A 13,118-nucleotide genomic window follows, 5' to 3' on the forward strand; every position below is an offset into this window, starting at 1 on the left:
AAGGTTAGCTTGCTCGTTTAATACTGGAATGTGATGTGAAATTTCCGAAAACTAATAATAATTTAAAATAAATTTATTAAAGGTGAGTCCTTGAAGAAGTCTCTTTTTATATTCCTGATGGCTATTTTCACTTTTTTTCTTATGGGAAAATATTTAATTAATAACTTAGAATATATAGAACCTGCTAATGAGCTAAAGGGAGAGTGGTTGGAACTATCAAGTATAAGCCGAGCATTTAATTCAATTGCACATGGTAATGATGTGTTTGTTGCTGTGGGCGAAGGAATAGTGGCTTATTCTCCAAATGGACGCGACTGGGTATATACTGAAAATGAATCTATTGGAATTATAAATGATATAACTTTTGCAAATGGACGGTTTGTTGCAGTAGGTAACGACAAAATATATTCTTCTATAAACGGATTAACATGGACCGAAACGGACATCGGCAAGGATAACAATCTTTTTAGTGTCGCATATGGGAACGGTGCATTCATTGCAGTAGGCTCAGTTGGAGTATTTAGTTCTATTGATGGGATAACATGGGAACACGATAGAAACAATTTATACTGGACAACTTTTTGGAGTGTATGTTTTGGCAACAATAAGTTTGTTGCGGTAGGTCCATATTCAGTTGCATCATCAAATGACGGGCAAACATGGGTAAGTAATGACATCCCATTTAAAAATGGAATGGGGTATTTAACATCAGTTGCATATAGTAAAGGGAAATTTATAGCTTTAGGTGGTTTGGATGATAATGGATCCATGATTTGGTCATCCAATAATGGTCAAAATTGGGATACTGTTGCTAAAGCTCATGGAAGCGGATTTAAAGGGAATATAATTGATGATCAGTTTTTCTTTGCGGGGAATTCTGGACTCTTATATTCCAGTAATGGAAATGAATGGTTACTAAAAAGTTTACCACCCGATAAAAACTTGTATGATATTGTAAAAGGTAATAATAAGTTAATTGCAGTAGGATTATTGGGTTGGGATGGTAGTTCACCTGTACCGTCTGCCCCTATCATGTTAATTGATATAAATGATTTCTAGGTACTTATGATAATAAGGAGGCCACAGCATGCTGAAATTATTCGAATATAACTGGCAGGTTCGCAAAGATTGGTTAGACTGGTGCGATACGGTGAGTGAAGAAGAGCTGCTGAAAAAACGCACCGGCGGCATAGGCTACTTCCTTCCTACTCTGTATCACATTGTGGCGGTCGAGTATGGCTGGATATGCGGCGGAATCCAGGAAAAAGCAGTTGAAATCCCTCCGTTTGAGAAAGTGGCCAGTGTGCAGCAGATCAAAGATTTTTCTGCACGCTGCCACGAGGAGCTTGCTCCATTTGTCTATGATTGGAACGACAGCCTGGAAGACCGTATTATGATCGATATTACGGATGAAGGGGAGCGAGAAGCCCATACATACGGCGAAGTCATGCGGCACTTGATCGCCCACGAAATCCACCACATCGGTCAGTTGTCTGTATGGGCAAGAGAGATCGGAAAGAAGCCTGTTACAGCCAACTTGATTGGGAGAGGATTATTCGAGATTAACAATCCCAATTTATAAGTGGAGGTATTCGAAGATGAATCAGACTGCATTTTCCGGACCATCTATGGTCTTACTTGTGAGGGATATTGAAAAATCGATCGATTTTTATAAGAAGCTGGGTTTCAGTTATGAGCTAGTTGGCGGTCCGGTTGTCCAACACGTACATATGACAAGAGATCAAGTAACCTTTATTCTTCATCAAGCAGCTGATCCGGAAGATGTAAGACCCTCTTCTTCAGTTAAGGGCGGACTCTATTTTGATGCTTTTTGTTATACAGATGTTCGACAATTGCTAGAAGAGATCAAGGATAAAGAAATCCCTATTGTGCAAGGTCCGGATTTGAATGATTTTTTTAGTGAATTTACGATTCAAGACATTGATGGGTATAGAATTGCGTTCGGGGGATAAGTTACGTTACTCAAACTGAAGGGAGAAGACGGGATGACCCCATTTCCCATATTAGAAACGGAAAGATTGGTTCTAAGACAGATTACACCAGAGGATTCAGGCGACCTGTTTCATTATTTCTCCTTGGATGAAGTAACAAAATTTTATGATGTGGAGAGCTTTACGAATGTACAACAAGCCGAGGAATTAATTGATAGGTGGCAGCAAAGATTTGACAAAAATCTAGGCATTCGCTGGGGGATTACTTTAAAATCTGAAAGCCGTGTCATTGGCACATGTGGGTATCATGGTTGGATGAAACATCACTATAAAGCTGAAATTGGGTATGAACTGACACCAGATTACTGGGGTAAGGGTTTTATGACCGAGGCCATTCAGAAGGTGATTGAATTCGGGTTCCGCGATTTTGGATTAAACCGAATCGAAGCATTCGTTGAACCGGGGAATGTGAATTCAAGGAAGGTGCTTGAGAAAGCCGGGTTTAGCGAAGAAGGGATATTGAAGGAACATTTTTATTGGAGGAACCGGTTTGTTGATACTGCCATATTTGCATTGCTTAAGAAGGATTATCAAGTAGGTTAGCAGAAGACATACATCAATAATAACAACAAGAGAAAGTAAAAAACCACCCAAAGGTTGAGGCCGAAGGTGGGCTTTGTTCATATTCGACTCAGAAGGGAATAGACCGTCCAAGCTAATTGTAATGACCAAGTGTTGCTGCACTTGGTCTTTATTACTTATATAATAACATAATGAAAAAAGTATCAAAGTGTTGGAATCATTTTAGGAACAGAAAGTTAGATTGAAAGATAAACGGAAATGGCAACTTCGTCACATAAGGTGGTTTCAATTGCGTGATTAATCCTTGGTTTGTGAAACCTCTTTATACGTTATCTGAAAGGCGGTTATCCATGTTTAAATACAACATTTGCTTCCTTAAACAAAACGATCAAATCCTGCTCCTTAACCGGGAAAAGCCGAGTTGGATGGGAAGGTGGAATGGCGTGGGCGGAAAAATCGAAGAGAACGAATCGCCAAGAGAGTCTGCGCTGAGAGAGGTCGAGGAAGAGACAGGAATTTCCCTGGATTCCATTGATTTTAAAGGTATTGTAACTTGGATTGCAGATGGTAAGTTAACCGGCGGGATGTATGCTTATTTCGCTGAGTTACCGTCCGATTTCATCTATGAGACTCCCATAAAGACACCAGAAGGAATCCTGGACTGGAAGAGATTGGAGTGGATTATGCACCCGGAGAATAACGGGATCGCGGATATCATTCCGAAAAGCATACATCGTTTTATAGACGACGCAAACTGCTATGAACACCGTTGTTTTTATGAAAATGACAAATGGACACACGATATATTGATTGAATTGGACAAGGACATGGATCAAATGACAGATAAAGAAAAGATACATGATTGGTATTTTCGTGAGCAGTTCAGAAAAGGTCATACATCAGATAACATGGTATTCGCGCTGCAGCCCGACTGAGGGTTGTTGCTTACCCAAAGGTGTTTTGGCAGAAGAAAAGTCAAAAAAACAGAACTCGTAGAGAGGATGAACAACATGTCTTATCCTTTTGACTGTATTACTGATTTGGCGTGTTCGCTCAATAGGATGATTCCATGAAGAAGAATCTTATACTCATTGAAGGTATTCCTGGCTCAGGCAAATCCACATTTGCCCGATTTTTGGCCAATCAATTTGAACGAGATGGGATCCCTTGCGGATTATATCTTGAAACCACTTATGATCACCCGATTATCGAGTTTACCGGTCATGAAAATAATGAATTGTTCCTTGAAGCTTATTATGATCGATGGTCTAAGTTTCTGGATCATTTTCCTAAAGAAGAAGTGGTTGTGATGGAATCCGCATTTTTGCAGAGCCCGATGGTTCACCTGCTCCATAAAGAAGCGGAAAGAGAGCTTATTAAGTCATTGGTACATAAAGTGAGTGATCGGTTAAGTAAGGAACATTGTAATCTGATCTACTTTTACCAGAAGGATGCGCCAACCGCCATTAACAAAATGATCGAGCAGCGCGGCGGTAGAGAGTATTTGCTGCGAAAACATAAGGAATATAAAGACGAGCCCTATTTTAGAAACCGGCAAGAGCAAGGTCCCGAGTCGCACATCTCGTTCTTTTTGGAATATGCCGAAATTGCCAATGAGATTGTTCATGAATTGAACATCCCAGTTGAGATCACTGAGAACTCGTCCGCAGATTACGAGACGTATCAAAAACAAGCGCTTGAAAATTTCGATTTGAAATATGTGCCCGATCCCGTTCTTGAAACTTCATTGCTCAGGAAATACTCAGGTTTATATCATCATCAGGAGATGGGTTTCAAGATTTCAGTAGAATTCATCAACGATGGATTGTGGATCTTTGGAAACAAAAGGTTGAGGCCGAAAGACACTGATCAATTTTATCTGGATGATATCTGCGTAACTGTAAGATTTATTACAGATCAAACGGATGTCACTGGGTTACTGATAACCGAAAAGGATTGGTATGCTAATCGAAACGATGAGGGGACCGTTTTTGAGAGGATCTCATAAAAGACACCCCTGAAAAACGCATTGCGTCTATTTCTTGGGAACGCTATATGAGAAATCAAGCAAATTGAATATACTTATAGGACAGAGTGATCATCTTCATTTGTTTTATGTATTGGTATACATCTTCCTCTATATGGTAAATTCACAGTCAAATGATCCTTCAGGAGGGTGTATATGAATCATTTCTCTATTTCAGCGGGTGGTATTTTATTTAACAATCAATCCGTTCTGCTGGTAAAGGTTGATTATGGTGCTAATCGAGGAATGTGGATGATTCCAGGTGGCTTCGCTGAACAAGGAGAATCCATTGAAGAAGCTGCTGAAAGAGAGTTTAAAGAAGAAACGGGTTTAGTAACCAAATCAGGTCGAGTCGTATGTCTCCGCTCCGGAACACAAGAACGAAATGGTGAAATACAAGCGAGTTTGTACATTGTTTTTGAAATGGAACTGGTCTCAGGATCCATGATAAAAGATGAAGCAGAAATAGCTGACATGAAATATTGGCACATTGAAGATGTGAAAAGCTCAAATGAGATTATTGAGTTGAGTAAGAGCATCATTACGACAGCGTGGGAAACCAAGAATGGTTTATATGCTGGGAATACAATCAGGACAAACAACAATTATAGAACTTATCATTACTATCTACCCAACCCATTGTAAGATTCATTTATGGTAGACTTTCTCCCCCGTATCAGACACCAGCTTTCTGTAAACAAATATGAATATATACCAAAACCGCTGCGAGAAAAGGAACGAGCATAACCATGGAAAATAAAATGAATCCCAAAGTAGATGCATTTGTAGGCAGAGCCACGATGTGGCTTGAAGAAACGGAGAAATTGAGAGAGATTTTGCTTGATTGCGGGCTTACCGAAGAATTAAAGTGGGGCAAACCTTGTTACACGTCACAGGGGCGAAACATCGTGATCATCCAGGGATTTAAAGCCTACTTGGCGCTTCTGTTTTTTAAAGGCTACATGCTACAAGATCCACATGGCATTCTGGTTAAAACCGGTGAGAATACGAAAGTAGGGCGTCAGATCCGGTTTAACGATACCCAAGAAATCGTCGAGCTGGAACCCATCTTGAGGGCTTATATTGCGGAAGCCATTGAAGTCGAACAATCCGGTGTGAAAGAGGATATCATGAACGAGACACACCTCGATATTCCCGAAGAGTTTCAACATAAACTAGATGAAAACCCTGCCTTGAAAGCTGCTTTTGAGGCATTGACGCCGGGGCGGCAAAGAGCGTACGTGTATTATTTTTCGGCGCCCAAGCAATCCAAAACCCGGGAGTCCCGGGTCGAAAAATGTACACAGCAAATCCTCGATGGCAAGGGATTGAACGATCGGTAAAACCCAGCAGAAAGGGCATAGCCAAATTCTGTTTTTAAGACGGATTTTACATCTGGAAAATGCAGCATTCATCCAATCCTCCAAGTCCTTTTATATACTTAAATCTGAGTATAGCTAATCACAAGGACTAGGGTGGCGATGACATGTTAAAACAACGTGATTTGCACGAATGCCATGCACTGTACAACCTGATGACGGATCCAGCCGTTTTTCCCTATGTCCGTTATCCATGCCAATCGTATGAGGAATACTTATTCATCACCAAGCAGTTGATCGTTGAGGAAGAGCAGGGGACGTGCATCTCCAGAACGATTCTTGACGAGATCGGTCACCCCATCGGCACCATTGATCTATATCATATCGATCATCGAACTGGCTTCCTAGCTACTTGGATTGGGGCCCCTTATTTTGGAAAAGGGTATAACCAACGCGCAAAGGAGGCGTTTTTGGCTGAATTGTTTCTTGGACAGGAGATTGAAACGATCTTTTTGAAGATCCGAACCCAAAACATCCGGTCGAAGAAAGCAGTGGAAAAGCTGCCATACGTCAAAATAGCCAATGAACGCTACGAGCAGGTCTATCAATCGATTAACCATTCGCAGCAGCGCTATGATTTGTATAGTGTGGAGCGGTCTGATTTTTTGGAAAGCAGTGGAGGCATACAGCATGGGGTTGCGACATAACCGATCGTGCAAAAATGTTCTAACATATCATGGAGACCGTTCTGTGGGGATGATTGCAGACGGTTTTTTCTTTTTCAGAAGGATTTGGCGCAGGGGGACCGTTTTATAGTAAGCTGGATTTAAAGTGAATTTAACCATGACAGGACAGTGAGGACAAGAACATGACGAAAAAGCTATATTACGAATCTGCATATACCCGGGAGTGGGAGACGCGCATGGCGCGCAAAGTGGAGCGGGAAGACGGAACTTATGTGATCCTTGAGGAGACAGCCTTTTATCCTCACGGCGGTGGGCAGCCCTGTGATCTCGGATGGATCGATACGATCCCGGTGCTGGATGTCGTTCTGGAGGAAGGAGAAATCCTGCATAAAGTCGAGCGTTTTCCTGAAAAAGAAGACGTCCGCTGCCGATTGGATTGGGACAGAAGGTTCGACCATATGCAGCATCACAGCGGCCAGCACTTGCTGTCGGCGATGTGTCTGGAGGTGTGTAAAGCGGAGACGCTCAGCTTCCACTTAGGTGAGGATTACGCCACCATTGATATCGCACGGTCCGATCTGCCTCCGCACGAGCTGATGATGCTGGAGCTGGAAGTGAATGATCAGGTTTACTTGAATCGAAAAGTAACGAGTTATTTTGTAAGTCAGGAGCAGGCAGCGGCCCTGCCTCTGGTGAAGCAGCCGAAGGTAACTGATAATATCCGGATCGTTGAGATTGAAGGCATCGAGTATAACGCCTGCGGCGGTACGCATGTCTCCGCAACGGGAGAGATCGGGATGATCAAACTGCTGCGAGCGGAGAAGCAGAAGGGGCATACGCGTGTATATTTTAAATGCGGCTATCGTGCGCTCAGGGAGTTTAATGCCGGCATGGAGATTCTCGGCAGCTTGTCGGCCCGGTTCAATACCGCCAAGGAAGAAATTATGGACCGGATTACAAAATGGGATCAGGAGCAGAAGCAGCTCCAGGCTGAATTAACCGCGGTAAAAGCTGAGAATGACGCTTACCTGGCTGAGAAGCTGCTAGCTGACCGTCAGGGCAGCCTGATCAAGCATGCATTTGCGGACAAGCCGCTGAAAGATATGCAGAACCTGGCGGCCAAACTTACCGAGCAAGCGGATGTGATCGTGCTTTTTGTATCGGGGGCGGACCATAAGGTGCTTCTCGCCCGGGGAGGGGATAGCGAACTTGCCTGCGGTGCGCTATTTAAGCAGCATCTGGCCGACTATCGCGGTAAAGGCGGAGGCAGCGATAAAATGGCGCAGGCCGGTTTTGACAACGGTGAGGATGCGATGGCGTTTTACCATTTTGCGGGGGAGTTATTGGCTACTTCAATTTAAACAATAAGATAAAGCAAAGACCCACCCCAAGGTTAGCGCCAAAGGTGGGTCTTTATTCTGATCGCTTAGAAGATCCAAGCCATTTGTCCAGCGGGGTGTACCCGACACGGATTTTTCATGAAGGATGATAACACAATTAAAAAACCTGCGTCAAGTCATCATAATAACTTGGCAATACTTGGTTTTGTGTGTGATAAAATCAGGGTAGCAAGGCTAATAAGGACGATTTTATAGGAGGTAGAACGAATGAAATGGCAAGAAGTAAGGGAACTATTCCCTGACCAATTTGTTCTGGTTTCCATACTTGATTATCACGAGGAAGGCAACAAAAAGATAGTAGACGAGGTTGCACCGATTCGCACAATACCAGAAGAAGATGCTAATAAAGAGTTTTTTCAAGCGAGGCCTGGGAATGTCGTATATCATACTTCAAAACAAGATTTTGTGATTCATATACGCCGGGATCCATTAATGGGGGTGAGACGTAATAGTAATGGATAGCTTCTTAAATAGACATATTTCATGAAATGAAGAACAGCTTTCATTTTCTATTGGTCTCCAGATTCAAGGAGCGGGTTTATAGATACCAATCTTTTAATGGAGGATAAACTAATTTGTCGTTAATGAGAATTAAGGTACCGGCAGGTTTTGCCGTTTGCTATAACAAATTTGAAGACATTGAACCTGTGAAATCTAAAGAAGATCAGTATTTAGAGAATTGGGGATATTTCACTGAGGATATATTGCAAATATATAAAATGGAGCTTCGAAAAGGAAGCTGGATCATACCGGAGAAGAATAAATGCATCCTTGACCTTGGCTGGTACCCTGATTCAGACGCCGACGGTTCTTATCATTTAGTTTTGGTCAATGAAGATTGGGAAGTGATACGGAGTAAGGAATCAAGGAACAGATTCGTGATTAGGGATACGTTAGAAGAATGGATGGATCTGATCCAGAGGGGGGGGCTCTTCGATTGAAAACGTGAGAAAAACGCAGAGCGCAAGCTACTTGTATATGAAAGGATTACCTATTATTGTGATTGCAGAAATGTTTGTACGTCATCTATTGGGTTCGTAAATACAGGAACTTATGGGAAGTCAGCAAAGTACTTTATTAATTGGAGGTGAAAGAAAATAGACCCCTTCCATATCCACAGAAGTACATCAAAATCTCCGTTTATTGCAAGTATTCCACACGGCTCCTCATTATTAACCGATGAAATGAAGTCTAGATTAGTTCCTGGGGTTATTTTGTCTAACAATGATTGGTATGTTCGCGAATTATACGATTTCTTAGACAGTATTGATTTCACAGTTATATCTGCGAACTATAGTCGGTATGTTATCGACGTAAACCGGGATATGTCATTCAGAGATAATAAAGACAACTACAGAAACTCGTTAATTTATCATAAAACTACTTTTGGAGAACAAATCTATGATACATCTCCAGATGAGGCAATAATTGAAAATCGAATTGAAACGATATACCTGCCATATCATCACTGTCTTGCGGAAGAAATAAGGCAGATAGCATCAAATCATCGAAAGGTATATTTGTTTGACCTGCATAGCTTCTACATCCAGTCTTCAGCAGATATTGTTCTTGGAACCAGAGGAGGCCAGACGTGTTCAGAGGAATTCCTAAATGTTCTAGTTAAAGCATTTCGAGAAGAAGGGTTCAAGGTTGAAGTAGATGCCGAGGGACTTACAGGTGGTTATATTGTATCTCATCATGGATCGCTTTCCCATACAGAAGCTGTACAAATTGAAATCCGGTATACTACGTATATTGAGGATCGTGTCTTTGGTAAGGAAGAAGTCATCGATAAAAACAATGATTTGTTTATGGCAACAAAAGGGAGGTTACATAGGGCATTTATAAGGATAAAAGCTGAGTTGGAATCTCTATGAAGATGCTGACATCCTGGATGTTCTTCAATAGAAAGGACGATAACCCTTGACGAATCGAATCGCGATCATCGGCTCAGCCGGCTCCGGTAAATCTACCTTATCTCGAAGGTTAGGTGAGATTCTATCATTGCCTGTTGTTCATCTGGACCGATTTTATTGGAAACCGAACTGGACTCCAACCGTAAATGACGAATGGGATGAATTTGTGAAGGATGCTGTAAGCGAAGATCAATGGATTATCGATGGAAATTACACCAGAACCTTAGGTATTCGTTTGAGTGAAGCGGATGCCGTCATATTTTTAGATATGCCCAGACTCTTATGCATTTATAGGATCATGAAAAGACGAATCCAATATCATGGAAAAACACGACCCGATCTAAACGAGGAATGCCCCGAAAAACTGGATTGGGCTTTTTTTATTTGGGTCTGGAATTATAAGAAAAGAAGCCGATCCAAGGTCATGGAAGCGCTCGAACAGGTAAAGGGTCGAAAACAAGTCGTCATATTAAAGTCGAGGAAAGAGGTACAGGAGTTTTTGGATCAGGTGAAGAATGATGGGAAAATTTAGGTGAATGTTGTGTTATATATGCGGTATCATCAATATATATGTGGGAAAGCAAATGTAAGGAGGCAGGTCATTCCTTGCGATCGAAGACGATTATTTTAGTTATACTGATTGTCCTCGTACTTACAGGGTGCAAAGAAGAAAAGAAAGAATATATGCCGTTTTATAAGCCAATGCACACAGACTATTTGCAAAAATTTGGCTGGCAGGCGGAGCGCTTTGCATCGGAAACAAAATATGAAGCAAAAACTTTGCAGAGTTATAAGGATCATGTCGATACTATCCGAACGGAAGGGAACATTGATTTGGCACCGTTTTTTAACAAGGAGGTTGTAGAGACGGGTTATATCCTTAAGGAAAAAACGGATCTATACAATCAGATTGTTGCCTATATTTTAGAATCCGAAGGAAAGGTCATCGGAGGCTATCTAGATTTTAATCATGAGGTGCTGCAAACGGATGGAGTGATCGAAGTTCACCCTGGCCAAACTACACCGATGTTCGATGCCAATGATTCCAACAAGCAATTTGTAATAGGACGTATTATAAAACCAGACAGTAAATAAGTAATGGCCTTTTACTTTTGAAAGCAAGGAGAAACTGTTCAATGATTACTATAAGAGAAATAACGAAAGCCGACTTGAATGACCTATGCCGTCTGTACGAGGAGCTCATGGATCATCAGCCTAACAATTACGAAAAGATGGTCAAAGTATTTGATATCATCCAAGCCAAGGGGGACTATCATATTCTGGGAGCGTTTAAGGATGGGGAGCTGGCAGGGTCCGTTATGGGGATTGTGTGCCAGGATCTTGTCGGAGAGTGCAAACCCTTCATGGTCATTGAGAACGTGGTGGTTTCAAATCGTTTTCGCAGGCTTGGCATAGGGAAGCAGTTAATGATGAATATCGAGGCCATAGCACGGGAGAGAGACTGTAATTATGTTATTTTTGTGTCCGGTGGACAGAGAAAGGAAGCCCATGCCTTTTATGAGAAATTAGGATTTAAAGATGAGAAGGTCGAGGGGTATCGGAAGCATTTGTCTTGAAGAAGGGATGGACGTTACTCAGATACCATTTATATGAGTATTTTGAAAAGAGAATACGAGGAGCTAAACCAGCAATTGATATAAAATTTGGAGGGATCAATCCTTAAATGTCCCTATACGATATTGGTGATCAATTATATTTTGAAGGTAGATATCAAGAGGCTGCTGACATTTTTAGAGAGTGTATCGCTAAACAGCTTGAAGTGAACTCATGCATCAACTACCTGGGCTGCTGTGAATTGCAATTGGGGAACTTTGAGCAAGCATTAGGTTGGTTTGATGAAGTGATAGGCAGAGCCCCACATTGGGAAAGACCTCACATGAATAAGAGCAGAGTTTTCATAAAGCAAGGAAACCTAATTGAAGCAAAGAAGTGCTTAGATGATGCACTACAAATAAATCCTGAACATGAAGATGTTTATTACTATCTTGGGATTTACTATGAAAAATGCGACGACCTATTCAAAGCAGAGGAAGCATATAACAAATCCTTAGATATCGATGCGAATCAACCGGAAACCTTATTAAATCAAGGGATTGTAGTCTCTCGCCTAGGTAAGTATGTTGAGGCAGTCGGGTATTTTCAGAAGGTCATTGCTCTTGATCCGAATGAAAGTGATGCTTACTGGAATATTACTCAGATCTATGTATCGACAAAAGACTATAACCAGGCATTATTGTATTTGGATAAATATATGTTTTTAAACAAGGATGATGAGGAAGCTCAAGATTTAAGAGTAACATTGGAGCGGGAAATGACAGATTCGAGGACTCCAATTACAAAAGACACCAGCAAAAGGGAGACATCATCTTGACACAAACCAAATTAATTCTAGTGGAAGGTATACCCGGATCGGGTAAAACCTCTACAGCTCGATATATTAAGGGGCTGCTGGATACACAGGGTATAAGCAACCAGATGTTTCTTGAAGGGGATCTAAATCATCCGGCGGATTATGAGTCCGTGGCTTGTTTGGACTTTAAAGAGTATGAAGTGTTGAAAAATAAGTACCCTGAATTGGGCGATATAATAAATCAATTCACTCAGACGATAGGGCAATACCGGCTAATTTACTATGGCAAATTACAGCAACAAATACCTATCGACCAATATAAAAGCCTCATCGATGAGTTAGCCGGATTAGATGTATACAATGGATCGTTGGATCGATATCAAGAGCTCGTCATTGAAAGATGGGAAGAGTTCGTTAGCCATGCTCAAAAGGCGGAAGGAACCGTCATATTAGAATGCTGCTTTTTGCAGAATCCGCTGACTATGATGTTCGGGCGGTTCAATCAGCCACAACAAGTGATTACTGATTTTATAAAGAGAATAGAAACGATTATTCAACCTTTACATCCTAAAATCATTTACTTTTATCAAGACGATATAAGGTCAACCATCAGCAGAGTCACTCAGGAACGATCGGATGATTGGCTGCGCCATATTACGTGGTATTTCACAGAGCAGGGATTCGGTAAGGCAAAGGGATATCACGGTGTCGATGGCCTTTGTGAGGTGCTGAAGGTACGAAAGGAATATGAATTAGACATCATGGATCATTTGAAAATCGATAAATTAACGATAAATAATACGGAATTTGATTGGGAACTTGTGTTACTGGAGGTACGGGGGTTTTTGGAAGTAGTGCGATGAAGG

At 41.5% G+C, this 13,118-nt stretch carries 18 protein-coding genes; all 18 read left to right on the forward strand.

Translation table 11 applies throughout. The features are described 5' to 3' along the window. Positions 1 to 90: 90 nt before the first annotated feature. The 18 genes from KI379_RS01635 (at position 91) to KI379_RS01720 (ending at position 13,115) form a co-directional block, all read left to right on the forward strand. On the forward strand, positions 91 to 1,059 hold the full coding sequence (locus KI379_RS01635; protein ID WP_212982579.1) for a sialidase family protein: 969 nt from the start codon (positions 91 to 93) through the stop codon (positions 1,057 to 1,059). Positions 1,060 to 1,087: 28 nt separating this feature from the next. Continuing rightward, positions 1,088 to 1,582 carry a DinB family protein gene (locus KI379_RS01640; RefSeq protein ID WP_212982580.1) on the forward strand — a complete coding sequence of 165 codons (495 nt, stop codon included), beginning with the start codon at positions 1,088 to 1,090 and terminating at the stop codon, positions 1,580 to 1,582. A 16-nt stretch (positions 1,583 to 1,598) separates the two neighbouring features. Then, positions 1,599 to 1,973, forward strand: coding sequence for a VOC family protein (locus KI379_RS01645; protein WP_212982581.1), 375 nt, complete (start codon positions 1,599 to 1,601; stop codon positions 1,971 to 1,973). A 33-nt stretch (positions 1,974 to 2,006) separates the two neighbouring features. Continuing rightward, positions 2,007 to 2,555: a GNAT family N-acetyltransferase gene (locus KI379_RS01650; protein WP_212982582.1), complete on the forward strand. Its 549-nt coding sequence runs from the start codon at positions 2,007 to 2,009 to the stop codon at positions 2,553 to 2,555. A 272-nt stretch (positions 2,556 to 2,827) separates the two neighbouring features. After that, on the forward strand, positions 2,828 to 3,469 hold the full coding sequence (locus KI379_RS01655) for an NUDIX hydrolase (RefSeq protein ID WP_244879167.1): 642 nt from the start codon (positions 2,828 to 2,830) through the stop codon (positions 3,467 to 3,469). 134 nt (positions 3,470 to 3,603) lie between these two features. Further along, positions 3,604 to 4,542: a hypothetical protein gene (locus tag KI379_RS01660; protein ID WP_212982583.1), complete on the forward strand. Its 939-nt coding sequence runs from the start codon at positions 3,604 to 3,606 to the stop codon at positions 4,540 to 4,542. 174 nt (positions 4,543 to 4,716) lie between these two features. After that, positions 4,717 to 5,205 carry an NUDIX domain-containing protein gene (locus KI379_RS01665; RefSeq protein ID WP_212982584.1) on the forward strand — a complete coding sequence of 163 codons (489 nt, stop codon included), beginning with the start codon at positions 4,717 to 4,719 and terminating at the stop codon, positions 5,203 to 5,205. 104 nt (positions 5,206 to 5,309) lie between these two features. Next, positions 5,310 to 5,903 (forward strand): YdeI/OmpD-associated family protein, encoded by a 594-nt coding sequence (locus KI379_RS01670; protein WP_212982585.1) that lies wholly within the window; start codon positions 5,310 to 5,312, stop codon positions 5,901 to 5,903. Between the two features lie 143 nt (positions 5,904 to 6,046). Continuing rightward, positions 6,047 to 6,586, forward strand: coding sequence for a GNAT family N-acetyltransferase (locus KI379_RS01675; protein ID WP_212982586.1), 540 nt, complete (start codon positions 6,047 to 6,049; stop codon positions 6,584 to 6,586). 161 nt (positions 6,587 to 6,747) lie between these two features. Next, the gene (locus tag KI379_RS01680) at positions 6,748 to 7,926 is read left to right on the forward strand and encodes an alanyl-tRNA editing protein (RefSeq protein ID WP_212982587.1); all 1,179 of its coding nucleotides are present in this window, start codon (positions 6,748 to 6,750) and stop codon (positions 7,924 to 7,926) included. A gap of 246 nt (positions 7,927 to 8,172) precedes the next feature. Then, positions 8,173 to 8,427 (forward strand): hypothetical protein, encoded by a 255-nt coding sequence (locus tag KI379_RS01685; protein ID WP_212982588.1) that lies wholly within the window; start codon positions 8,173 to 8,175, stop codon positions 8,425 to 8,427. 122 nt (positions 8,428 to 8,549) lie between these two features. Continuing rightward, on the forward strand, positions 8,550 to 8,906 hold the full coding sequence (locus tag KI379_RS01690) for a hypothetical protein (protein WP_244879339.1): 357 nt from the start codon (positions 8,550 to 8,552) through the stop codon (positions 8,904 to 8,906). Positions 8,907 to 9,107: 201 nt separating this feature from the next. After that, positions 9,108 to 9,842 carry an N-formylglutamate amidohydrolase gene (locus KI379_RS01695; RefSeq protein WP_280518770.1) on the forward strand — a complete coding sequence of 245 codons (735 nt, stop codon included), beginning with the start codon at positions 9,108 to 9,110 and terminating at the stop codon, positions 9,840 to 9,842. 46 nt (positions 9,843 to 9,888) lie between these two features. Further along, a complete protein-coding gene (locus KI379_RS01700) occupies positions 9,889 to 10,413 on the forward strand; it encodes a DNA topology modulation protein (protein ID WP_212982590.1) in 525 nt (174 codons plus the stop codon). A 74-nt stretch (positions 10,414 to 10,487) separates the two neighbouring features. After that, complete coding sequence (locus KI379_RS01705) at positions 10,488 to 10,976, forward strand: DUF4830 domain-containing protein (protein WP_244879169.1); 489 nt, start codon at positions 10,488 to 10,490, stop codon at positions 10,974 to 10,976. Between the two features lie 41 nt (positions 10,977 to 11,017). Beyond that, positions 11,018 to 11,458, forward strand: a complete 441-nt coding sequence (locus KI379_RS01710; RefSeq protein WP_212982591.1) for a GNAT family N-acetyltransferase — start codon at positions 11,018 to 11,020, stop codon at positions 11,456 to 11,458. A gap of 107 nt (positions 11,459 to 11,565) precedes the next feature. Further along, positions 11,566 to 12,273 (forward strand): tetratricopeptide repeat protein, encoded by a 708-nt coding sequence (locus tag KI379_RS01715; protein ID WP_212982592.1) that lies wholly within the window; start codon positions 11,566 to 11,568, stop codon positions 12,271 to 12,273. Then, entirely contained in the window at positions 12,270 to 13,115 is an 846-nt protein-coding gene (locus KI379_RS01720; protein ID WP_212982593.1) for a hypothetical protein, read from the forward strand. Before KI379_RS01715 ends, KI379_RS01720 begins: the two co-directional genes overlap by 4 nt. Positions 13,116 to 13,118 lie beyond the last annotated feature (3 nt).

It is taken from the genome of Paenibacillus cineris (genome assembly GCF_018333335.1).
Taxonomy (GTDB): Bacteria; Bacillota; Bacilli; order Paenibacillales; family Paenibacillaceae; genus Paenibacillus_AQ; species Paenibacillus_AQ favisporus.